This window comes from Caulobacter sp. 602-2, assembly GCF_011043625.1.
Classification (GTDB): Bacteria; Pseudomonadota; Alphaproteobacteria; order Caulobacterales; family Caulobacteraceae; genus Caulobacter.
The window spans coordinates 751681-773404 of record NZ_JAAKGT010000002.1 but is presented as its reverse complement, the minus strand read 5'-3'; the positions used below and the strand labels follow the sequence as shown (position 1 = coordinate 773404).

The following is a 21724-nucleotide window of genomic DNA, read 5'->3' as shown; positions in this document are numbered from 1 at the left end:
AATGTCGCGCGCGAGCGACCGGCCGTCTGAAAGACCCGGATTCCGTGGTCAGGCTGACCCTGCGGAAATTCCCTCGCGAAAACAGCGCCTTGCGTAGTTTCTCCACAATCTTGACGCACCGCAGCGCGCCCTATAGGTTCCGCCGCGATCAAGCCGGCCGAAAAAGCGCCTTCTTCAGGCGCGTCTGCGGGCGCTTTCGGACCTGACCGCTTCCCATGCCCAAGGCCGACGAACCGAACGACAAGGCTTTTCAAAGCCTCGACGCTCGGCTCGACGCTTTCGAGGCGCGGAAGGCGGCGGAAAAGCCCGTCAAGGCGGCGGGCGAGAAGGCATCCCAGGACGGCTATCGCCTCCTGGCGGATTTGATCGGGGGCGTTCTGGTGGGGCTCGGCTTCGGCTGGCTGCTCGACCATTACGTCGGCACGGGGCCTTGGGGGATGGTCGGCGGTCTGCTGATCGGCACGGGTCTCGCGATATTCTCCGTCGTCCGCAAGGCGACGAAACTGAGCGCGCAGGCGTCCAAGGCGAAGGCCGAGGATGTAGACAACGGGGACGGGCCAACCGCCCCCAAGCAGAAGAGAGACTAGGGCCGATGGCCGATCCGATGCACCAGTTCCAGATCCAGAAGATCGTGGAACTGCCGACCGTGACCGTTCCGGGCCTGGGCGCTATCGACCTGTCGATCACCAACTCGGTGTTCGCGATGCTGCTGGCCGCGACCCTGATCGTGGTGTTCTACGCCGCCGCCGCCCGCAAGGCCGTGGTGCCGGGCCGACTGCAGACCGTGGGCGAGATGCTCTACGGGCTCGTCGACGGATTGGCCGAGTCGATCATCGGCCACGACGGCAAGAAGTTCCTGCCCTTCGTCTTCACCCTGTTCGCGTTCGTGCTGTTCATGAACCTGCAGGGCATGTTCCTGGTGTTCACCGCCACCTCGCAGCTGGCCGTGACCCTGACCCTGGGCATCATGGTCATCCTGACGGTGATCGGCGTCGGCTTCGCCAAGAACGGCATCAAGTTCTTCAAGCTGTTCGCCCCGTCGGGCGTGCCGTGGCCGCTGTACTTCCTGCTGGTGCCGATCGAGATCCTCTCGTTCCTGATCCGTCCGATCACCCTTGGCCTTCGTCTGTTCGGCAACATGCTGGGCGGCCACGTGGTTCTGAAGATCTTCGCCGGCTTCGTCGTCGCCCTGGGCGGCCTCGGCGTCCTGGGCTGGGCCGGCGCGGCCCTGGCCCTGTCCTCCGTCATCGCCCTGACGGCCCTCGAGTTCATGGTGGCCTTCCTTCAGGCCTTCGTGTTCGCGGTGCTCACCTGCGTCTATCTCAACGACGTCGTGCACCTCGACAGCCACTGATCACCCTTTTCTCTTCAACCTATCTCTGAATTCTCAAGGAGCCTCACAATGGAAGCGGAAGCCGCTAAGTACATCGGCGCTGGCCTGGCCATGCTCGGCATGATCGGCGCGGGCGTCGGCCTGGGCGTCATGTTCGGCAACTATTTCCAAGGCGCGCTGCGCAACCCGACCGCGGCCGCTCAAGAGCGTCCGATGCTGTTCCTGGGCATGGCGCTGACGGAAGCCCTGGGCATCTTCGCCCTGGTCATCGCCTTCCTGATCCTCTTCTCGTAATCCCCAGAGCGCGGCGAGGGCCGGCCTACGGCCCCCGCCGCGCTTTGATCTTCTAGAACCGAGCCTGCCCGTCCGCATCGGTCGGCAGGCGTTAGCTGAGAGGCGCCCTCGCCCATGGCGACGGAAAATCACGGCACGGTCGAGACGACTGAAGCCCCTGCGCACGAGAGCGGCGGTCTTCCGCAGCTCCAGTTCGAGCACTGGGGTGGTCAGATCGTCTGGCTGCTGCTCATCTTCGCCGTTCTCTACGTCGTGCTGTCGAAGGGCCTGCTGCCCCGCGTCAGCGGCGCGATCGATGAACGCGGCGCCAAGATCGCCGGCGACATCGCCGACGCCCGTCGTCTGAAGGACGAAGCCGAGGTCCAGGCCCGCGCGGCCGCGGCCGAGGTCGCCGAGGCTCGCGCCAAGGCCCAGAAGACCGCTGCGGACGCCAAGGCCAAGGCTTCGGCGCAAGCCGCCGAGCGTCAGGCCAAGGAAGAAGCCGTGCTGGCCGAAAAGCTGGCCGCGGCCGAAGCCTCGATCACCACCGCCCGCGACGAGGCCATGAGCCACGTCCGCACGGTGGCCGAGGAGACGGCCGGCGCCATCGTCGAGAAGCTGACGGGCAAGACGGCTTCGGCCGCCGAGCTCAAAGCGGCTCTGGCCTAAGGAGTAGCCGATCATGGAACACCAATCCCTGTTCAGCTTCTCCAACCCGGAATTCTGGGTTCTGGCGGCCCTGGTGATCTTCTTCGGCCTGCTGGTCGTGCTGAAGGTCCTGCCGGGCGCGCTGTTCGGCGCCCTGGACGGCTATGCGGCCAAGATCCAGGCCGAACTCGACGAAGCCCAGAAGCTCCGTGAGGAGGCGCAAGCCCTGCTCGCCGAGGTCAAGGCCCAGCGCGAGGAAGCCGAGCGCCAGGCTTCGGCCATGCTCGAGGCGGCCACGGCGGACGCGATCCGCCTGGAAGCCGAGGCCAAGGAGAAGCTCGAGGAGCAGATCAAGCGCCGCGCCGAAATGGCCGAGCGCAAGATCGCCCAGGCCGAGGCCCAGGCCGCCGCGGACGTCAAGGCCGCGGCCGTCGACCTCGCCGCCCAGGCGGCCGAAGCGGTCCTGCTGGCCCGCGTCGCGACCGGCTCGGACCCGCTGGTCGATGCGGCCATCGGCCAGATCGGCGGCAAGCTGCAGTAGTCCTCACCGGACGGCTGAAAGATCGAAAGGCGCGGCTCGCAAGGGCCGCGCCTTTTTCTTTGGCCGGCGCCGGCGCGCAATCTTCGAGGGTGAGCGTGATTGAGCTTATCCAGGATTGTGTCGGCCGCCCTCGTCTGGGCAGATGGCGGTGACAATGGAGGGCTCATTGCGCCTTTGTGCTCCAACGATCGCCGTCGTGATGCTGGCCCTCGCCATGGCCGCGGGGCGGCCCGTGCTCGCCCAGCCGTCGGCGGGGGGCGGTCTGGCCGACGGCCGGGCGGTCCATGTGTTCGGCGACCTCCTGCTCGACTACAAGGTCAAGGCCGAGATCGGCACGGCCCCGAGGGGCGCGCCCCTGACCGACTGCTCCAACGCCGAGCTGTTCTGCTCGCGCGGCAAAGTGTTCCGCTTCGTGCTGCCCAAGGCTTGTGTCGCGGCCGACAAGGCCAGGCCCGGCGACGTCTGGACGCTGGGCGACATCAGCACGACGGTGCTCGGCCGCCGGACCGTCGCCGTGTCGTCGCACGACACGCCCGGACCCCGCCTGCTGCTCGGCGATGTGAAGCGGCCAAACGTCGTGTTCGAGTACGTGCCCGCGGCCGGGATCGTCGGCGTCTATGTCGACCTGGTCGACGGGCGCGACCTAGTGGCGGCCGCCAAGGGGGCCGAGGGCGAGCGGTTCTCGCAGATGGCGGGCCGCACCGACTACCGGCCGCGCAAAAGCTTCGACAGCCTGGGCGCCTGCGTTCCCTGATCAGGCCGTCCTGCGCCGCACCCAGCCGCGCACGGCCTTCCTGCCGCGCTTGAGCACCCGCCAGCCCGGCCGGCGCAGGAACAGCTTCTCCGACCGCAAGAGCTGCTGCCAGGCCACCAGCAGGATCTCCGGCTCGCGGCGCATCAGGCGGCGGATGGGGAAGATCAGCTTGGGGTGACGGCGCTGCCAGCGGATGAAGCGGCGCTTGGCCTGGAAGGAATTGCGCAGCACCACCATCAGCCCGATCACCAGCAGCGGCAGGCCCACATGGCCGGGCAGGGGCGTCAGCACCGCGCCGGCCAGCAGGATCAGGACGCCCAGGGCGATCAGCGCCAGCCTGGCCACGCGGGCGAAGGTTTCGCGCACGACGAAGGCCAGCCGGCGGCGACGGAGGCTGGAAAGACGGCGAACGACCCTGGGGTCGCGCCGGGTCATCTGGAGAGGCTCACAGGGCCCCTAGACCGCGCGCTGGCCCCGGCGCTTGAGCGCCTTGCGCCAGCGCTTGGCCACGCGCCAGCGGCGCGGGATGACCAGCTTCTCGATCCGCAGGGCCTGCTGCCAGGCGACCAGCACCACCTCGGGCTCGCGGCGCAGCAGGCGGCGCAGCGGGAACACCAGCTTGGGGTGGGCGTGCTGGAAGCGGACGAACTGCTTGCGGGCCTTGAACGAGTTGCGCAGCACCAGCATCAGGCCGATGACCGTCAGCGGCACGCCCATCGGGCCGGGCAGGGGCGCGATCAGAAAGCCCGCGGCGATGAACACCAGGCCCAGAGCCACGAGCAGGCCGCGAATGATCCGGCCGAGAAGCTCGCGGGCGAGTTCGTCGGCGGCGGAGAGGCGCACGGGCGGCATGGCGATAGCGAGGTTCATGGGGGGCTGAACGGGGCTTGTGGTCCGCCGGTTTCCGGAAAAAGACCGGCCCCCTCGTCTCACAAGCTGCATATGGAAACGGGGCGCCCTTCCGTAAAGGCGCCCCGTTCCGCATTCGTGCTGCTGTTGCAGCTATTCCGCGGCGAGTGGCGCGGGGGCCACAGGTTTCCACTTCAACTTCGGCTTACGGGCCGCCAGCGTCTCGTCCAGGCGCTTGAGCGGCGCCAGGTGCGGGGCGTTCTTGAAGCGGGCCGTCTCGCCGGCCTTGGCGGCCTGGGCCAGCAGGCGCAGGGCGTCGACGAAGCGGTCGAGCTCGGCCTTCGACTCCGTCTCGGTCGGCTCGATCAGCATCGCGCCATGCACCACCAGCGGGAAGTACATGGTCATCGGGTGGAAGCCCTCGTCGATCATCGCCTTGGCGAAGTCGAGCGTGGTCACGCCGGTGTCTTCCAGCCAGGCGTCGTCGAACAGCGCCTCGTGCATGCACGGGCCTTCGGGGAAGGCCGGGCTCATCAGGTCGCTCAGACGGGCCTTGATGTAGTTGGCGTTCAGCACGGCGTCCTCGGCCACCTGCTTCAGGCCGTCGGCGCCGTGGCTGAGCATGTAGGCGTAGGCGCGCACGTACATGCCCATCTGGCCGTGGAAGGCGCTCATCCGGCCGAAGGCCTGGGCGGCGACGCCTTCGGCTTCCTCGACCAGCTTGTAGCCGCTGTCGTCATGCACCACCCACGGGGTGGGGGCGAACGGGGCGAGGGCTTCCGACAGCACCACCGGACCCGCGCCCGGACCGCCGCCGCCGTGGGGCGTCGAGAAGGTCTTGTGCAGGTTGATGTGCATGGCGTCGACGCCCAGGTCGCCCGGGCGCACCCGGCCGACGATGGCGTTGAAGTTGGCGCCGTCGCAATAGAAGTACGCGCCCGCCGCGTGGGTCAGGCGGGCGATCTCGACGACGTCACGCTCGAACAGGCCGCAGGTGTTGGGGTTGGTGACCATGATCGCGGCCACGTGGTCGCCGAGCTTGGCTTCCAGGTCGGCGAGATCGACGCGGCCGTCGTCGGTCTGGGCGATTTCCACGACCGTGTAGCCGCAGAAGGCCGCCGTGGCCGGGTTGGTGCCGTGGGCGCTGGTCGGGGCCAGCACGGTCTTGCGGTGGCCGTTCCCGGCCGCCTCGTGGGCGGCGCGGATGGCCAGCAGGCCGCACAGCTCGCCGTGGGCGCCGGCCTTCGGCGACAGGGCGACGGCGGGCATGCCCGTCAGGGTCTTCAGCCAGTGGGCCAGGCGGTCCATCAGCTCGATCGCGCCCTGCACCGTCGACTGCGGCTGCAGCGGGTGGATGTCCGACAGGCCCGGCAGGCGCGCCATCTTCTCGTTCAGGCGCGGGTTGTGCTTCATCGTGCACGAGCCCAGCGGATAGAGCGCCAGATCGATGGCGTGGTTCTTCTGGCTCAGGCGCACGTAGTGGCGCACGGCTTCCGGCTCCGACAGGCCCGGCAGGCCGATCGGCTCGTCGCGGGTCAGGCCGGCCAGGGCGCCGTCGGCGGGAACCGCGTCCGGCAGGTCGACGCCGGTCTTGCTCCAGCCGCCCAGTTCGAAGATCAGCGGCTCGTCCTGCAGCAGGCCGCGGCCGCCCGACAGCGAGGCGAAGCCCGTGTCATCGTTGGAAGCTTCGGGACGGGTGGGACGTCCGACATTGTTCATGCTCATTGGACGGCTCCGGCCAGCAGCTTGGCGAAGAAGGTGATGTCGGTGTCGAGCGTGGTCTCGGTCGTGGCGACCAGCAGCACGTCGTCCAGGCCAGAGCCCGGCTCCAGGCGCGAATAGGGCACGCCGGCGATGACGCCGTGGGCGGCCAGGGTCTCGACGACCTCGGCGGCGTCCTTGGGCAGGCGCACGGCGAACTCGTTGAAGAACCGGGGCGTCAGGATCTCGACGCCCGGGATGGCCGCCAGGGCCTTGGCGGTCGCCAACGCCTTCTGGTGGTTCAGCGAGGCCAGCTGGCGCAGGCCCTGCTCGCCCAAGAGGCTCATGTGGATCGAGAAGGCCAGGGCGCACAGGCCGCTGTTGGTGCAGATGTTGGACGTGGCCTTGTCGCGGCGGATGTGCTGCTCGCGGGTCGACAGCGTCAGCACGAAGCCGCGCTTGCCGTCGGCGTCGACCGTTTCACCGCAAAGACGGCCGGGGGCCTGGCGGACGAACTTTTCGCGGCAGGCGAAGAGGCCGACGTAAGGACCGCCGAAGTTCAGGCCGTTGCCGATCGACTGGCCCTCGGCCACGGCGATGTCGGCGCCCATGGCGCCCGGCGACTTCAGCAGGCCGTACGAGACGGCTTCGGTGGTGACCACGATCAGCAGGGCGCCGGCGGCGTGGGCCGCCTCGGCTATCTTGGAAACGTCGGTGGCCGTGCCGAACACGTTGGGGGTCTGCACCACGACGCAGGCGGTGTCGGCGTCGATGGCGGCGATCACCGCGTCCTCGGCGTCGATGGCGGCCGGCAGGCGGAGGGTGGCCACGCCGGCGGCGTGGGCCAGGGTCTCGACCGCGCCGACATAGTGCGGGTGGACGCCGCCCGACAGCACGGCCTTGTTCTTGCGGGTGACGCGCTGGGCCATCATCACGGCCTCGGCCGTGGCGGTCGAACCGTCATAGAGCGAGGCGTTGGCCACATCCATGCCGGTCAGGGCGGCGACCTGGCTCTGGAACTCGAACAGCACCTGCAGCGTGCCCTGGGCGATTTCCGGCTGGTAGGGCGTGTAGCTGGTCAGGAATTCCGACCGCTGGATGATGTGGTCCACCGTGGCCGGCACGTGGTGGCGATAGGCCCCGGCCCCGACGAAGAACGGCCCCTCGGCGGCCGAGCGGTTGCGGCGCGACAGGCGCAGCATCTCGCGCTCGACTTCAAGCTCGCCGGCGTGATGGGGCAGGTCCACAGGCTCGCTGCGGCGGGCGACGGCCGGCACGTCGACGAACAGGTCGTCGATCGAGCCCGCGCCGATCACGCCGAGCATGTCGGCGCGGTCTTCGGGGGTCAGGGGGAGGTAGCGCATGGGGAGAAGCACCTAGGATTTGTCATCCCGACCGAAGCGCCGGGATCTCCGGCGCCCGGTGGGCGAGATCCCGGATCGACGCTTCGCGCCGTCCGGGATGACACGAGAAAAGCGGCTTAGAGCGTCGCCAGGAACGCCTCGTAGGCGTCGCGGTCCATCAGGGCGTCGACCTCGGCCGGGTTGGACAGCTTCAGCTTGGCGAACCAGCCGCCGGCTTCCGGCGCGGCGTTGACGGTTTCCGGCGCATCGCCCAGTTCGGCGTTGGCTTCCACGACCTCGCCCGACACCGGGGCGTAGACGTCCGAGGCGGCCTTGACGCTCTCGACGACGGCCAGGCCTTCGCCCTGAGCCACGGTCTTGCCGACTTCCGGCACCTCGACGAACACCACGTCGCCCAGTTGCTCGGCGGCGTAGGCGGTGATGCCGACGGTGGCGATGTCGCCTTCGACGGCGACCCATTCATGGTCTTTGGTAAAGCGCATCTCTCGGCCCTTGATCAGAGTTTGCGGACGTAACGGGTGGGAACGAACGGGGAGGCGACGACCTCTGCGGCCGCCGGCTTGCCCCGGACGATGACTTTCAGCGTCGCGCCGATCACGGCGAAGGCCGGAGGCACGAAACCGATGGCGATGGCGCCGCCGAAGCTGGGGCCGAAGCCGCCGCTGGTGACCTTGCCGATGACGTTTCCGTCAGCGTCGGCGATGTCGGCGCCTTCGCGGGCCGGGGCGCCTTCCAGCACCTTCAGGTTCACGCGGACGCGGGCCAGCTCGCCGGCCAGCTCCTTGGCGATGCGGTCAGCGCCCAGATAGTCGCCGGCCTCGCGGCGGCTCTTGCCGACGGCGAAGTTCAGGCCCGCCTCGATCGGCGAGACCGTCTCGTCCAGGTCGTGGCCGTAGAGCGGCAGGCCCGCTTCCAGGCGCAGGCTGTCGCGGGCGCCCAGGCCGATCGGCTTGACGCGCTCGTCTTCCAGCAGGGTGTTCCAGATGCGGGCGGCGTCCGAGGCCGGCACCGAGATCTCGTAGCCGTCCTCGCCGGTGTAGCCCGAGCGCGAGATGATGGCGGGAACGCCGAAGGCGGTCAGGGCCTTGGCGTCCATGAACACCATGGTCGCGGCTTCCGGCACGTGGGCGGCCAGCACGGCGGCGGCTTCCGGGCCTTGCAGCGCCAGCAGGGCGCGGTCTTCCAGGCGCTCCACCGTGGCTTCGCCGGCCAGGGTCTCGGCGATGATCTTGTAGTCGTTGTCCTTGCAGGCGCCGTTCACGACGACGAACAAACCATCGTCGTCGGGACGGGCGGTCATCAAGTCGTCGATGATCCCGCCCTGCGCGTTCAGCAGCACGCCGTAGCGCTGCTTGCCGGCCTTCAGGCCCTGGTAGTCGGCCGAGACCACCTTTTCGAAGCTCTTGGCGGGGTTCTCGCCGCGCAGGCGGGCCTGGCCCATGTGCGAGACGTCGAACAGGCCCGCGTGCTCGCGGGTCCACAGGTGCTCTTTCAGCACGCCGTCCTTGTACTGCACGGGCATGGCATAGCCCGCGAACGGAACCATGCGGGCGCCGGCCGCCACGTGGGCGTCGAACAGCGGGGTCTTCTTGAGATCGTCGGTGGACACGCGGCGGGGCTCCGAAACGGGGTCGGCGACGGTTCCGGCTCTCGCCGGTTGGTCGCGCCCCCGCTGTCCCTTTGGCCTGAGAGATTCCGGCCTCTCCTGAAGAGAAGCCTTGCTCCTTCGGCGAGCCGCCCTTTCGGGAGGCTTCTTTCCAGCGTTCCTAAACCCGCGCGGTCCTTTTGCCTGAGCGTTTCCGGGGCGGTTGCGCCTTCGGCCTCGGGACACGAATCCCGACGTCTCCCGCGAGGGTCAGGCGGTCAATGAGCGAGGGCGGGGAGCGAGTCAAGCGCGGCCGAGGTCTTGGCGGGCGGGGATCCGGCGACGCCCGGATTCGAGGCGCGAGACCAACCCTCGATCGTCATCCCGGGCGGAGGCGCGAATGCGCCGCAGACCCGGGACCCAGGGGCGACCGCATTGCGCCGGCCCCTGGGTCCCGGCTCTCCGCTTCGCTGCGGCCGGGATGACGAGGTTTAGAGTGCGCGGGAGAAGGCTGGCCCTCAGCCCTTCTTCACCGCGCCGCCCTGGCCGACGAAGCCCAGCATCAGGAACTGCAGCGTGGCGCCCATGGCCACGCCCAGCAGGGTGACGCCCAGCCAGGCGGCCGGTCCGGGCGTCGGGCCCATGCCCGCGCTCGCCGTCCACAGATAGACGCCCCAGACGAGGGCGGCCCCGGCCACGGGGCCGATGAAGGCGAGGTTGGCTTTGTCGCCCAGCCGACGGCGGCCGATGATCACCAGCACCGCGCAGCCGACGATCTGCACCAGCGGGCCGACCAGGTTCAGCGGAAAGCCGGCCTTGTCGGGCAGGGCCGAGGTGCACAGCATGGTCAGCACGATGGCCAGGCAGCCGATCGTCCAGTAGCGGCGAACGCCGATGGGGCCTTCCTTCACTTGAAGGCGATCAGGCGTGGGGCATGGCCGCGCGCACCTGGGCGCGCAGCACGTCGATGGGGGCCAGGCCCGCGTCGGTCTTGAAGTGCCAGTAGGTCCAGCCGTTGCAGGCCGGGGCCGACTGCACCATGGCGCCGATCTTGTGGATCGAGCCGGTCAGGTCGCCGACCGCGATCGAGCCGTCGGGGCGCACCTTGGCCGCGTGGGCGCCCTTGGCGCAGTACAGCGTGTCGCCCGGATGCAGCAGGCCGTTCTCGACGATCACGCCGAACGGCACGCGCGGCTCGGCGCGCTTGGAGCCGGTCATCTCCAGGTCCTGCGGCGCGATCGGCGTCACCTGGGCGATGCGGGTCTTGGCGTGCTCGACATATTCGGCCTCGCGCTCGATGCCGATGAACTTACGGCCCAGGCGCTTGGCGGCCGCGCCCGTGGTGCCCACGCCGAAGAACGGATCCAGGATCACGTCGCCCGGCTTGGTGGTCGACAGGATCACCCGGTAGAGCAGGGCTTCGGGCTTCTGGGTCGGGTGGGCCTTCGCCCCATCGGCGCCCTTGATGCGCTCCTCGCCGGTGCACAGCGGGATGGTCCAGTCCGAGCGCATCTGCACCTCGTCATTGGCCATCTTCAGGGCGTCGTAGTTGAAGGTGTAGCGCTTGGCGTTCTGGCTCTTGGAGGCCCAGATCAGGGTCTCGTGGGCGTTGGCGAAGCGGGTGCCCTTGAAGTTGGGCATCGGGTTGGTCTTGCGCCAGATGACGTCGTTGAGGATCCAGAAGCCCAGGTCCTGCACCGCCACGCCGACGCGGAAGATGTTGTGATAGCTGCCGATCACCCAGATCGCGCCGTCGTCCTTGAGCACGCGGCGGGCGGCCTTCAGCCACTCGCGGGTGAACTTGTCGTAGGCGGCGAAGCTCTCGAACTGGTCCCAGTGGTCGTCGACCGCGTCGACCTTGGAATTGTCCGGGCGCAGCAGGTCGCCGCCGAGTTGAAGGTTGTAGGGCGGGTCGGCGAAGATCAGGTCGACCGACTTCTCGGGCAGGGCGTTCATCGCCTCGATGCAATCGCCCTGAATGATGGTTTCCGGCCCGAACGCCATGTCCGCTTCCTTGCAAAACACCCAACGGAATCATGGAGTCCCGTGGTTACCCGGGAATGAACGGTCATGGTTAGCCACTGGTTAATCGCGATTCGAAAAACGGTTAACAGTGCTTGATGTTCTGTAAATGTTCTCTATCGTGGACTCGACCGGGGCGCGAAGCGTCCGGCCGCTTCGACGAGTTTGGGGGACGTGAGGGGGCATGGCGCTGATCCGCGGGTTCATCGCGTCCAGCCTCGACGGCCGCGTCGCCGACGCCGCCGGCGGCGTCGAATGGCTGGCGCCGTTCCGGAAGGTGGATCCCGGCTACGGCGCCTTCATCGACCTGGTGGGCACGGTGGTCATGGGCCGGTCGACCTATGATCAGATCCCCAGCCTCGGCATGGGCTGGCCCTATGCCGGCAAGCGCGGCTTCGTCGTCACCTCGCGGCGGGGCGATCCGGTGCAGCGCGGAGTGAGGTTCTGGCGCGAGGGCCTGCCGGCCCTGGTCGCCCGCCTGCGCGACCTCGACGACGGCGACGCCTGGGTGGTGGGCGGCGCGGGGCTCCTGGCCGCCTTCGCCGAGGAAGGCGCGCTGGACCGCCTGTCGCTGCTGATCGCCCCGGTGCTGCTGGGCGAGGGGCGGCCGCTGTTTCCCGAACGCGGCGGCGCGCCCAGGGGTCTGGTCCTGCGCGGCGCGGCCTCGCTGGCCATGGGCGTGGTGCGGCTGGACTACGAGCTTCTGCCGCTCAAGGCCGCGCGCGGACGGGGACGGGGACGGGGACGGGCGGCGGCGTCGGACGGGGCCGAGGCGTGAGGGGGCGTTAGCTTGCGACCCATTGCGGAACGTCGGTCGATGGCGACAATGACGATATGCACAGCGCCACTGCCTACGAGCGTCGAGCGATCCTGACCATAGATCAGCTTCAGCGGCTGAGGGCTCAACTCGTCGACGAGGTCGGGAAGTATAGGGTCGCTATCCGAGGCTATTCGTCCCAAAAAATGGCGCAACATGGCGCCCCCTATTTGGCGCAGCTCGAAGCACGGGTTGCCGAGATTGACGCCCAGATCGCTAATCGAATGTAGGTCCGCAAGCCGCCTGGCTGACGTTCCAACCTCCGCCCCTGGCGGCTGGGCTCCACCTCCATCCTCGGCGCCAGCGCCAATTCCCGCTCTCGACCCTTCTTGGACCCTAAGAGCAGACGGGGCCTAGCTTGACTATGCGGCTAGCTCACCACGCAATGGGTAAGTCCCGTTTAGCGCTCGCGGAAAATCATGCCCAACCAACATGTCCTGCAACGCCTCATTGGCCTTCAGACCATTCTATCTGGCGTCCACCAGAGTGGTATCGGCCTTTCTTCGGCTACAATAGGTCAGGAGCGAGCAGCCTTCATCGACGAGTTTCTAGCGAAGGTATTGCCTCCGATTTATCGTTTCGGCACCGGAGACGCGACCGATGCAAGTGGGAAGCGAAGCGGCCAACTAGATGTAGTCGTAGAATACCCGTTCGCGCCATCGCTGCCGACGGTCGGCGCGGGACAAACCCGCCTCTATCTTGCCGAGAGCGCGGCAGCGGTCGTGGAAGTTAAGTCCAACCTGTCCAGTCAGTGGGGCGATGCCGTCAAAACGGCCAACGCTCTTGCCCCTCTTCAGAGGACTTTCGGTTCAACAATGTCCTTCGGCCCGGCACCAACTTCGCGCATCCCAGTTTTCGCCGTTGGCTACACCGGTTGGAAAAATATCGCACCTCTTCAAACTCACCTGATAAACGCTCCGAACCTCGATGGCGCACTAGTCATCGATAGTGGATTGTATGTCTCAAAGCGTGGATTAACCGCTACCGGACCGTGGGCGCTGTGGGGTCTGATCTGTGATCTTCATGCGATTACGAACTCCCTACAGAGCGCGTCGACCAATCCTCTTGCCTATGCAAGGTGACAAATCGATCAATCGCGTAAGGTCCGCTTCCCACCCTCAGCGGACGCCGGATTCTCCCCCTCTGGGGGAGCTGTCGCGGAGCGACTGAGGGGGTCTTACCGCCGCGTCGGTCCCCTCCGGCCCTTCGGGCCACCTCCCCCAGAGGGGGAGGATTCATGGCGGCGAACCACCCCAAGCGGTCATTCGCGCTGCTGCCTCACGGCGCCAGAACCACCCCGATGTTCGGCGCGGTTCCGCCGTCGACCTGGGCCAGGAAGGCCGCCTGCATCGCGGCCTGTCCCTGGGCGCGCTCCACCGTCAGCCAGCGCGGCGCGTCGGCGACGAACGGGGCCCAGGCCGCGCCGTAGCGGCTTTCGAACTCGCCCGGCGCCCAGTCCTGGCGGCGCTTGGCGATGCGGTCGGGCGCGAAGAAGAACACGGGCTTGGGGCCGGGCAGGCTTGCGCCGCCGCGTTCGGTCTCCCAGTGCGTGCCGCCGACCAGCAGCGAGAAGGCCAGGTCCTGGCCGAAGGTCTCATGCACGCTGCGCAGCACCGCCGCGTCGCCGGCGAAGTCGACGAACACCGCCGGCCGCTCGATCGGGACCGCGGGCAGGTCGGCATAGGTCACGACCTGGTCGTAGACCCCCAGGCCCTCGGCGAAGGCGACGTTGCGCGGCGAGGTCAGGCCCACGACCTTGGCGCCGCCGCGATGCTTGAGCAGGTGGGCCAGACCGATCGCCGTCTTGGCCGAGGCGCTGGACAGGATCACTGACCGGGCGCCGAACAAGGCGCTTTCGTCCAGGAAGTCCTCGATCAGGAACGAGGTGATGAACAGCGGCTGCAGCAGCGCCTTGTGCGCCTCCAGCCGTCCCTCGTCCCCTTCGCCGGCCCCCACGGCCTGGTACTGGTTGTAGACCGCCGCCAGGTGGGCGCGATGCGGCGAGGCGTCGGCGAAGCCGCCTCGCCCCAGCTTGGCCTGCACCGTCAGGTGCGTTGACATCGGCCAGTAGCCGTAGAACCGCTGGCCGACGGCGATGTCGGGATGGGCCGAGGCCTCCACCCGGGCGTGGCCCCAGACCGGCACGCGGCCGAAGCCCTCCGGCGCGGGGAAGAAGTCCCAGTAGCGCATGGCCTCGCCGAACACGGCGTAGGTGACGTTGTTGGCGGTCAGGGCGAAGCTCTCGATCGCCAGTCGCACCTGGCCGTCCTGCAACGGCGCCGGCTCGACCTCGCGCAACTCGGTGTTGCGCAGGTCGGACTTGGCGACCAGAAAGTCCCAGGCCATGGCGAGCCCTCCCTTGGATCGCGGGGAGTAGGCGCGCGGGCGCATTACAAGTCAAACGATTGTTTGAATGCTTGCCGCCCGCCGCGTCACCGGCGCATGGTCGCCGCCAATCATAACGCCGACAATGACGGAGGATGCGCCATGAGCCTCGCGGGCAAGACGCTGTTCATCACCGGGGCCAGCCGCGGCATCGGCCTGGCCATCGCGCTGCGGGCCGCGCGCGACGGGGCCAATATCGTGGTCGCCGCCAAGACCGCCGATCCCCACCCCAAGCTGCCGGGCACCATCTACACCGCCGCCGACGAGATCGCCGCGGCCGGCGGGACGGCTCTGCCGCTGGTGGTCGACGTGCGCGACGAGGCCAGCGTGCAATCGGCCGTCGACCAGGCCGTCGAGCGGTTCGGCGGCATCGACATTCTGGTCAACAACGCCTCGGCCATCTCGCTGACCGGCACGCTGTCGACCGACATGAAGCGCTACGACCTGATGCACCAGGTCAACACCCGCGGCACGTTCCTGACCTCCAAGGCCTGCATCCCGCACCTGAGGAAGTCGGCCAATCCGCACGTGCTGATGCTGTCGCCGCCGCTGGACATGTCGCCGCGCTGGTTCGGCGGCCACGTGGCCTACACGATGGCCAAGTTCGGCATGTCGATGTGCGTGCTGGGCATGGCCAAGGAGTTCGAGGCCGACGGGATCGCCTTCAACGCCCTGTGGCCGCGCACCGGCATCGCCACCGCCGCCATCCAGTTCGCCCTGACCGGCGAGGAGGGGCTCAAGCACTGCCGTACGCCGCAGATCATGGCCGACGCCGCCCACGCGATCTTCGAAAAGCCCTCGCGCGAGCTGACCGGCCAGTTCCTGATCGACGACACCTTCCTCTACGGCGAGGGCGTGCGCGACTTCGACCAGTACCGCGTCGATCCCACCGCCAGCCTGATGCCCGACTTCTTCGTGCCCGAAGACAGCGTCCCGCCGCCCGGGGTGGTGATCGGGTAGTCCTCGATTCACCTCTCCCATGGGGAGAGGAAGGGGCCCGCCGCGAAGCGGTGGGAAGGTGAGGGGACAGGACGATGGAGGGGGTAACCCCTCACCCTCCCACGCCTGCGGCGCGGGCCCCTCCCTCTCCCTTTGGGAGAGGTTTCACTTGGCCTTCTTCCGTCCCGCCACGGCCAGCGCCTTGTGGGCCCATTCGACCAGGAGGTCGGGGTCGTCCATGGCTTCGGCCGGGGCGCTCCAGTAGGCCATGGGCTTGCCTTCGCCGAAGGGGTCGAAGGCGTGGGCGCCGGCCGCCTCGAACTGGGGTTTGAGCTGGGCGTCGCCTTTCAGGTAGAGGGTGTCGTCGTCGAGGATCGCGAAGAACAGGCCATTGGCGTAGATCCCGACCCCGCCGAACATCCGCTTGGGCTTCAGCGCTCCCAGAGGGGCCAGTTGCTCGAGCACGAACTCCAGGAAGTCTTCCGAAACCGCCATGTCCGTCACCGTCCGTCCCGCCACGCCCGAAGATGCGGCTCTCATCCTGTCGTTCATCCGCGACCTGGCGGAGTACGAGAAGCTGCTGCACGAGGTGGAGGCCACGCAAACCCACATCGAGGCGGCGCTGTTTTGCGACGGGCCCAAGGCGTTCTGCGACATCGCCCTGATCGACGGCGAGCCGGTGGGCCTGGCCCTGTGGTTCTATAACTACTCGACCTTCGTGGGCCGGCACGGGATCTATCTGGAAGACCTGTTCGTGCGGCCGGCCGCACGCGGCCTGGGGGCGGGCAAGGCGCTGCTGGCCAACCTGGCGCGCCGCTGCGTCGCCGAGAACCTGGGCCGGCTGGAATGGGCCGTGCTCGACTGGAACGCGCCGTCGATCGCCTTCTATGACGGCCTGGGCGCGGCGGCGATGGACGAGTGGACCGTGCGGCGGATGACCGGGGATGCGCTGGCGAAGCTGGCGGCTGGTTGAGAGGCCTTGCGTCCTTCGAGGCCCGCTGCGCGGGCGCCTCAGGATGAGGAATTCAGCGCGATGAGCTCCTCATCCTGAGGTGCGAGCCGAAAAGGCGAGCCTCGAAGGACGCACCGCCCCTATTCCAGTCGGTCGGCCTTGCGCAGCGCCGGGAACAGCCAGGCCCACAGGCCGGTGACGCCGATGGCCCCCAGGCCCCCGAACACCGCCGCGCCGACGGGGCCGAGCAGCCAGGCCACCGCGCCGCTCTCGACCTCGCCCAGCTCGTTCGACGCGCTGATGAACACGCCCGAGACGGCCGAGACCCGGCCGCGCATGGCGTCGGGGGTGACCAGCTGCACCAGGGTCTGGCGCACATAGACCGACAGCATGTCGGCCCCGCCCAGCACCGCCAGGGCCGCCACCGACAGCCAGACGAGGTTCGACAGGCCGAAGACGACCGTGGCCGCGCCGAACACCGCCACGCCCGCGAACATGATGCGGCCGGCGTGGCGGCGGATCGGGTTGCTGGCCAGGTAGATCGCCACGACCGTCGCGCCGATGGCCGGCGAGGCGCGCAGCAGGCCAAAACCGCCGGGGCCGATGTGCAGCACGTCGCGGGCGAAGACGGGCAGCAGGGCCGTGGCCCCGCCCAGGATCACCGCGAACAGGTCCAGCGAGATCGAGCCGAAGACGATCTTGTTGTTCCACACATAGGCCAGCCCCTCCTTGATCAGTTCCAGGCGCGAGCCGGGTTGGGCCACGGGCGTGGTCGACTTCCTGATCGCCGCCAGCAGGACCTGGCCGACGAGGTAAAGCGCCGCCGCCCCGCCGAAGGCCAGGCCCGCCGAGTGGACCAGCAAGAGGCCGCCCAGCGCCGGGCCGGCGATCGAGGCGCTCTGCCAGGCCAGCGAGTTCCAGGCGATGGCGCGCGGCAGCAGCGGGCGCGGCACCAGCATCGGCCCCATGGCGCTGACGGCCGGCGACATGAAGGCCCGGCTGGCCCCGAAGAACACCGCCATGGTGAAGATCGGCCACAGGGCGTGGATGCCGCGCACGGCCAGGAACAGCAGCACCAGAACGCTGACGGTGTCTACGCCCAGGGTGATCATGGCGATGTGCTTGCGGCTGCGGCGGTCGGCGGTCTCGCCGGCGATCAGGGTCAGCAGGAACAGCGGCACGAACTGCGCCAGGCCGATCATGCTGACCATGAAGGCCGACTCGCCGACCGACATGGTCTGGCGGGCGATGGCGTAGACCTGCCAGCCCAGCGCCACGGCCTGGATCTGGACGCCCAGGGTGCCGACGAACCGCGCCCCCCAGAACAGCAGGTAGTCGCGCTCGCGCAGCAGGGCGCGGGTCGAGGTGTCGGGATCGGCGGGGAGGGCGGCAGGGTCTGACATTTCGGCGCGGACCCTGCTCCTTGAGACGAAGCGTCGCAATCGCGTTTGTCTCATAAGGTCGTCGATTTCGTTGACGCGGGGGGCGTTGGGCCGTATGCCGCGCGCCTCTGCCACGGGGAGAGCGCCGCCGATGCGACGCCAACGACGAACCTGCGCCGCGCGGACCTGCTTCCGCGCCTAACGCCCCCCGGAAAACGGCGGCCGTCGCGGCCGCGTCACGCGCCGGGGATAAAGCCCCTGCTCGTATCCGGATCTTCGTCGTTCATGACCGTTTCCTCCGCCGCTGTTGTTCCGCAAGACGCCCCCTCGATCGAGGTCGAGGCGCCGCATCACGCCGCCGCCGTCGAGGCGCTGGTCGACCGCGCCTTCGGTCCCGGCCGCTTCGCCAAGTCGTCGGAACGGCTGCGCGAGACCAATCGCAAGCTCGACGCCTGCTCGTTCGTCGCCCTGCGCGGCGGCCAGGTGATCGGCAGCGTGCGCCTGTGGCCGGTGACCATCGGCGGCAAGCCCGCCGCGTTCCTGGGGCCGCTGGCCGTCGATTCCGAACAGCGCAGCGCGGGCCTGGGCCAGTCGCTGGTCGAGGCCGCCTGCGCCGCCGCCGCCAAGGCCGGCTGGAGCGCCGTGCTGCTGGTCGGCGACGCCCCCTATTTCAGCCGCATCGGCTTTTCCGCCGCGCCCGCCGCCAAGGTCGTGATGCCCGGTCCCGCCGACCAGCGCCGGGTGCTGCTTAAGGCCCTGGTCCCCGGCGGCGACGAGGGCTTCGAAGGGCGCGTGGCGGTTCCCTGAACCGCATCGCTTGAGCCCGGCGCGCGCATGACCTAACTGAGGGCCATGCCCTCCGACACAGTCAGCACCGGACTCGACGGCGTCGCCCAGGCCGCGAAAGCCGCCGGTGAGCGCGGCCTGCCGCCGGTGCACCTGTGGAACCCGCCCCACTGCGGCGACATCGACATCCGCATCGCCAGGGACGGCGTGTGGTTCCACGAGGGAACGCCCATCGGCCGCGAGGCCCTGGTGCGCCTGTTCTCGACCATCCTGCGCCGCGATCCCGACGGCTTCCACCTGGTCACGCCGGTCGAGAAGATGAAGATCACGGTCGAGGACGCGCCGTTCATCGCCGTGCGCGTCGACCGCGACGGCGAGGCCCTGCGCTTCGTCACCAATGTCGGCGACGAGGTCGAGGCCGGCCCCGATCACGCCATCCGCGTGGAGGAAGACCCGGCGACCGGCGAGCCGCGCCCCTATCTGCACGTGCGCCGGGGGCTGGAGGCGCTGATCGCCCGCCCGGTGTTCTACGAACTGGTCGAGATGGCGGTCGAGCGCGCTACGCAAGGCGGCCCGCGCTTCTGCGTCGCTTCGAACGGCGCCTGGTTCCCGGTCGGTCCCGCATGATCCCCCAGACCGACGCGGCGGCCCGGCGGGCCTTCATCAAGAGCCGGCTCGACCCGATCGAGGCCTATGATCCCTACCTGAAGAACGACTGGCGCTCGGACTTCGACCTCAATCCGGGCCTGAGGATCGACAATCCCCACGCCCTGCGCCCGGCCGCCGTGCTGATCGGCCTGGTGCAGCGGCCCGAGAGCCTGAACGTCATCCTGACCCGCCGGTCCGACACCCTGCGCAGCCACACCGGCCAGATCGCCTTTCCCGGCGGGCGCTGCGATCCGGGCGAGACCCCGTGGGGCACGGCCCTGCGCGAGGCCAACGAGGAGGTCGGCCTTGATCCCCGCTTCGTCGAGGTGGCCGGGCTGATCCAGGGCTACGCCACCGTGACCGGCTTCCACGTCACGCCGGTGGTCGGCTTCGTCGATCCCGACTGCCAGCTGGTCGCCAATCCCGACGAGGTGGCCGACGTCTTCGAGACGCCGTTCGACTTTCTCATGGATCCCGCCAACCACCAGCGCCAGCACCGCGACACGCCCACCGGCCGGCGGTTCTTCTACGCCATGCCGTGGAACGAGCGGTTCATCTGGGGCGCGACGGCGGGCATGCTGCGGGCGCTGTACGAACGCCTGCACCCCGAGAGCGTGGCGGTCGAGGCGTAGGGGGCAGCGCGCCCCTCTCCTCTCATTGTCATCCCGGCCGCAGCGAAGCGGAGCGCCGGGATCTCCCACGGTTCAGAACCTGCCAACGTGGGAGATCCCGGCTCTACGGACCGCTTACGCGTTCCTCCGGCCGGGATGACAGGTATCGCCGACAGTTGGGGACGAGCGCGTTTCGGCTCTTGGCGCGGCGGTCCATTCCCTGAAATAGTCGTTTGAAAGCAGGACGTCCCGCCCGCGCCAACGGGAGGCGGCCTGCCGTTGCGTAAGGGGGATGTCGCGTGGAAACCCAGACCATCGGCCAGCCGCCGTGGATGGCATGGCCCGAGACCAGGGCGGTAATCGCCGCGCTTGAGGCCAAGGGCCGTCCGGGCTGCGCCCGCTTCGTCGGCGGCTGCGTGCGCAACACGCTGATGAACAAGCCGGTCGACGACATCGACATCGCCACCATCCTGACGCCCGACCAGGTGATCGAGGCCCTGGGCGAGGCGGGGCTGAAGGCCATCCCCACCGGCGTCGACCACGGCACGGTCACGGCCGTCTCCGGCAAGATCCCGTTCGAGATCACCACCCTGCGCCGCGACGTCTCGACCGACGGCCGCCGGGCGGTGGTGGCCTTCACCCATGCCTGGGAAGAGGACGCCCAGCGCCGCGACTTCCGCTTCAACGCCCTCTATGTCGACGGCGAGGGCCGGCTCTACGATCCCACCGGCCACGGGGTGCAGGACGCGCGCGACGGCAAGGTGGTGTTCGTCGGCGAGCCGATGACCCGCATCCGCGAGGACTATCTGCGGATCCTGCGCTTCTTCCGCTTCCAGGCCTGGTACGGCAAGGGCGAGCCCGACCAGAAGGCCCTGGCCGCCTGCAAGGCGCTTAAAGGTCTGGTCTCGGGCCGCGCGGCCGAGCGCACCCAGAAGGAGATCCTCAAGCTGCTGGCGGCCGAGGATCCGCGTCCGGCCCTGCGGCTGATGGCGGCCACCGGCGTGCTTTCCGCCATCCTGCCGTTCGTCAAATCGCTGGCCCGCCTCGACGGCCTGGTCGCCATCGAGACCGAGCAGCTGTTCGAGAACGACGTCGAGCTGCGTCTGGCCGCCCTGATCCCCGACGACGGCGTGCTGGCCCGCGAACTGGCCGAGCGCCTGCGCCTGTCCAACGCCCTCAAGGAGCGGCTGATCGAGGCGGTGGGAACCTCGCCGCGCATCGTTTCGTGGATGAGCCCGCGCGAGGCCCGCCGCGCCGTCTACGCGCTCAGCCTGCGCACCTTCACCGACCGGGTGAAGCTGGCCTGGGCCGGCTCGACCCGCCCGGCCACCACCTCGCAGTGGCGCGCCCTGCTGGCCCTGGCCGAGAACTGGGACCCGCCGACCTTCCCGCTGACCGGCGCCGAGGTGATGCGCGCCGGCGTGCCCAAGGGCCCGCTGGTCGGCGAGGTGATGCGCGAGGTCGAGATCTGGTGGATCGACCAGGACTTCATCGAGGACAAGCTGTCGGTGATCGAGCGCCTCAAGGCCGTGGTCCAGGGCATGGCGGTTTGAGGCGGGCCCTGCCCGGCGCGATCCTGGTCGCCCTGGCTGCCTCGGCCGCGCTGGCCGACCCCAAGCCCGCCCCTAAGCCCGATTACGTGGCGAAGGGCGAGGCCGCTCGGGCCGTCAGCCGCCAGGTCCGCCACCACGACGTCTCGCCCTTCGCCGCGCTCGACGAGCTCGGATCGCTGGGCCGCGCCTGGTCGTCCAGCAGCTTCTACGCCCTGCGCGACGGCGCGGGCGGCCATCGCTGGGTGGTGCGCCGGGCGTGGGGAAACCTGTCGGGCGCCGGCGGCCTGGCCTGGGCCGACTCCCGCACCTGTCCGGCCGTGGTCGCGCTGCTGAAGGGCATGGAGACCCTGACCCTGCGTCCCGACGTGCCCGGCCTGGGCGTCGACGACCTCAAGGCGCCTTCGACCGACCCGGGCCTCTACATGCTCTGGAGCTATCGGGCGGTCAGCGAAGGCGGCGGCTGGACCATGGGCCTCGGCGCCACCGGCGACGACGCCTCGCCCCTGGCGCGCTGGTGGAACGCCGCCGCCCCCGGGCTCAAGCCGTGCTGGACCGAGCAGGAGCCGGGTTAGGGGCGGCGA

General features: G+C 69.0%; 26 protein-coding genes, 1 pseudogene and 1 riboswitch. Of the genes and pseudogenes, 15 read left to right on the top strand and 12 right to left on the bottom strand.

Translation table 11 applies throughout. The features are described from left to right. Positions 1 to 215: 215 nt before the first annotated feature. The 6 genes from G5B46_RS08030 (at position 216) to G5B46_RS08005 (ending at position 3549) form a co-directional block, all read left to right on the top strand. A complete protein-coding gene (locus G5B46_RS08030) occupies positions 216 to 587 on the top strand; it encodes an AtpZ/AtpI family protein (RefSeq protein WP_165257519.1) in 372 nt (123 codons plus the stop codon). Between the two features lie 5 nt (positions 588 to 592). Further along, a complete protein-coding gene (locus G5B46_RS08025; RefSeq protein WP_165257517.1) occupies positions 593 to 1354 on the top strand; it encodes a F0F1 ATP synthase subunit A in 762 nt (253 codons plus the stop codon). Positions 1355 to 1402: 48 nt separating this feature from the next. Then, positions 1403 to 1627 carry a F0F1 ATP synthase subunit C gene (locus G5B46_RS08020; RefSeq protein ID WP_101713756.1) on the top strand — a complete coding sequence of 75 codons (225 nt, stop codon included), beginning with the start codon at positions 1403 to 1405 and terminating at the stop codon, positions 1625 to 1627. A gap of 114 nt (positions 1628 to 1741) precedes the next feature. Continuing rightward, positions 1742 to 2275 (top strand): hypothetical protein, encoded by a 534-nt coding sequence (locus tag G5B46_RS08015; RefSeq protein WP_165257516.1) that lies wholly within the window; start codon positions 1742 to 1744, stop codon positions 2273 to 2275. 13 nt (positions 2276 to 2288) lie between these two features. Next, on the top strand, positions 2289 to 2795 hold the full coding sequence (locus G5B46_RS08010) for a F0F1 ATP synthase subunit B (RefSeq protein ID WP_165257515.1): 507 nt from the start codon (positions 2289 to 2291) through the stop codon (positions 2793 to 2795). Between the two features lie 196 nt (positions 2796 to 2991). Beyond that, positions 2992 to 3549, top strand: coding sequence for a hypothetical protein (locus G5B46_RS08005; RefSeq protein WP_165257513.1), 558 nt, complete (start codon positions 2992 to 2994; stop codon positions 3547 to 3549). On the opposite strand, the gene G5B46_RS08000 is transcribed toward G5B46_RS08005, so the two are convergent. The 9 genes and pseudogenes from G5B46_RS08000 to G5B46_RS07965 all read right to left on the bottom strand — a co-directional run bounded on the left by G5B46_RS08000 (position 3550) and on the right by G5B46_RS07965 (position 11052). Continuing rightward, positions 3550 to 3984: a hypothetical protein gene (locus tag G5B46_RS08000; protein ID WP_165257512.1), complete on the bottom strand. Its 435-nt coding sequence runs from the start codon at positions 3982 to 3984 to the stop codon at positions 3550 to 3552. It lies immediately after the preceding gene. A 21-nt stretch (positions 3985 to 4005) separates the two neighbouring features. Next, positions 4006 to 4419 (bottom strand): hypothetical protein, encoded by a 414-nt coding sequence (locus G5B46_RS07995; RefSeq protein ID WP_101713760.1) that lies wholly within the window; start codon positions 4417 to 4419, stop codon positions 4006 to 4008. Between the two features lie 132 nt (positions 4420 to 4551). Continuing rightward, positions 4552 to 6123, bottom strand: a complete 1572-nt coding sequence (gcvPB, locus tag G5B46_RS07990) for an aminomethyl-transferring glycine dehydrogenase subunit GcvPB (RefSeq protein WP_165257510.1) — start codon at positions 6121 to 6123, stop codon at positions 4552 to 4554. After that, positions 6120 to 7463 carry an aminomethyl-transferring glycine dehydrogenase subunit GcvPA gene (gene gcvPA / locus G5B46_RS07985; RefSeq protein WP_165257508.1) on the bottom strand — a complete coding sequence of 448 codons (1344 nt, stop codon included), beginning with the start codon at positions 7461 to 7463 and terminating at the stop codon, positions 6120 to 6122. The genes gcvPB and gcvPA overlap by 4 nt, the downstream gene beginning before the upstream one ends. Before the next feature lie 116 nt (positions 7464 to 7579). Continuing rightward, positions 7580 to 7945: a glycine cleavage system protein GcvH gene (gcvH, locus tag G5B46_RS07980; protein WP_116491047.1), complete on the bottom strand. Its 366-nt coding sequence runs from the start codon at positions 7943 to 7945 to the stop codon at positions 7580 to 7582. A gap of 14 nt (positions 7946 to 7959) precedes the next feature. Continuing rightward, a complete protein-coding gene (gene gcvT / locus G5B46_RS07975) occupies positions 7960 to 9072 on the bottom strand; it encodes a glycine cleavage system aminomethyltransferase GcvT (RefSeq protein ID WP_165257506.1) in 1113 nt (370 codons plus the stop codon). 158 nt (positions 9073 to 9230) lie between these two features. Then, positions 9231 to 9322, bottom strand: a riboswitch (glycine riboswitch). 105 nt (positions 9323 to 9427) lie between these two features. Further along, positions 9428 to 9532: pseudogene (locus tag G5B46_RS24355) on the bottom strand (hypothetical protein); the annotation flags it as partial. A 34-nt stretch (positions 9533 to 9566) separates the two neighbouring features. Then, positions 9567 to 9959, bottom strand: coding sequence for a hypothetical protein (locus G5B46_RS07970; RefSeq protein WP_165257505.1), 393 nt, complete (start codon positions 9957 to 9959; stop codon positions 9567 to 9569). 10 nt (positions 9960 to 9969) lie between these two features. Beyond that, entirely contained in the window at positions 9970 to 11052 is a 1083-nt protein-coding gene (locus G5B46_RS07965) for a site-specific DNA-methyltransferase (protein WP_165257503.1), read from the bottom strand. Positions 11053 to 11254: 202 nt separating this feature from the next. Here G5B46_RS07965 and G5B46_RS07960 point away from each other — a divergent pair, with 202 nt between their 5' ends. Further along, positions 11255 to 11848, top strand: coding sequence for a dihydrofolate reductase family protein (locus tag G5B46_RS07960; RefSeq protein WP_165257501.1), 594 nt, complete (start codon positions 11255 to 11257; stop codon positions 11846 to 11848). Positions 11849 to 12306: 458 nt separating this feature from the next. Next, positions 12307 to 12969 carry a DUF6602 domain-containing protein gene (locus G5B46_RS07955; RefSeq protein ID WP_165257499.1) on the top strand — a complete coding sequence of 221 codons (663 nt, stop codon included), beginning with the start codon at positions 12307 to 12309 and terminating at the stop codon, positions 12967 to 12969. A gap of 196 nt (positions 12970 to 13165) precedes the next feature. Here the strand turns inward: G5B46_RS07955 and G5B46_RS07950 are convergent, their stop codons facing one another. Continuing rightward, the gene (locus G5B46_RS07950) at positions 13166 to 14233 is read right to left on the bottom strand and encodes a DUF2855 family protein (RefSeq protein WP_165257497.1); all 1068 of its coding nucleotides are present in this window, start codon (positions 14231 to 14233) and stop codon (positions 13166 to 13168) included. Positions 14234 to 14374: 141 nt separating this feature from the next. Here G5B46_RS07950 and G5B46_RS07945 point away from each other — a divergent pair, with 141 nt between their 5' ends. Continuing rightward, positions 14375 to 15232: an NAD(P)-dependent oxidoreductase gene (locus G5B46_RS07945; RefSeq protein ID WP_165257495.1), complete on the top strand. Its 858-nt coding sequence runs from the start codon at positions 14375 to 14377 to the stop codon at positions 15230 to 15232. 144 nt (positions 15233 to 15376) lie between these two features. Here the strand turns inward: G5B46_RS07945 and G5B46_RS24350 are convergent, their stop codons facing one another. Then, entirely contained in the window at positions 15377 to 15631 is a 255-nt protein-coding gene (locus G5B46_RS24350; protein ID WP_240903407.1) for a TfoX/Sxy family protein, read from the bottom strand. A 73-nt stretch (positions 15632 to 15704) separates the two neighbouring features. Between G5B46_RS24350 and G5B46_RS07935 the strand changes: the two genes are divergently transcribed. Then, the gene (locus G5B46_RS07935) at positions 15705 to 16184 is read left to right on the top strand and encodes a GNAT family N-acetyltransferase (protein WP_165257493.1); all 480 of its coding nucleotides are present in this window, start codon (positions 15705 to 15707) and stop codon (positions 16182 to 16184) included. Positions 16185 to 16303: 119 nt separating this feature from the next. Here the strand turns inward: G5B46_RS07935 and G5B46_RS07930 are convergent, their stop codons facing one another. Further along, positions 16304 to 17566 carry an MFS transporter gene (locus G5B46_RS07930; RefSeq protein ID WP_165257492.1) on the bottom strand — a complete coding sequence of 421 codons (1263 nt, stop codon included), beginning with the start codon at positions 17564 to 17566 and terminating at the stop codon, positions 16304 to 16306. Between the two features lie 264 nt (positions 17567 to 17830). On the opposite strand from G5B46_RS07930, the gene G5B46_RS07925 reads away from it, so the two are divergent. The 5 genes from G5B46_RS07925 to G5B46_RS07905 all read left to right on the top strand — a co-directional run bounded on the left by G5B46_RS07925 (position 17831) and on the right by G5B46_RS07905 (position 21715). Then, on the top strand, positions 17831 to 18352 hold the full coding sequence (locus G5B46_RS07925) for an N-acetyltransferase (RefSeq protein WP_165257490.1): 522 nt from the start codon (positions 17831 to 17833) through the stop codon (positions 18350 to 18352). A 45-nt stretch (positions 18353 to 18397) separates the two neighbouring features. Further along, positions 18398 to 18958, top strand: a complete 561-nt coding sequence (locus tag G5B46_RS07920) for a DUF1285 domain-containing protein (RefSeq protein WP_165257488.1) — start codon at positions 18398 to 18400, stop codon at positions 18956 to 18958. After that, a complete protein-coding gene (locus G5B46_RS07915; protein WP_165257487.1) occupies positions 18955 to 19611 on the top strand; it encodes a CoA pyrophosphatase in 657 nt (218 codons plus the stop codon). The genes G5B46_RS07920 and G5B46_RS07915 overlap by 4 nt, the downstream gene beginning before the upstream one ends. A gap of 278 nt (positions 19612 to 19889) precedes the next feature. After that, the gene (locus G5B46_RS07910; protein WP_165257486.1) at positions 19890 to 21143 is read left to right on the top strand and encodes a CCA tRNA nucleotidyltransferase; all 1254 of its coding nucleotides are present in this window, start codon (positions 19890 to 19892) and stop codon (positions 21141 to 21143) included. After that, a complete protein-coding gene (locus tag G5B46_RS07905) occupies positions 21140 to 21715 on the top strand; it encodes a hypothetical protein (RefSeq protein ID WP_165257485.1) in 576 nt (191 codons plus the stop codon). The genes G5B46_RS07910 and G5B46_RS07905 overlap by 4 nt, the downstream gene beginning before the upstream one ends. Positions 21716 to 21724: the final 9 nt, after the last annotated feature.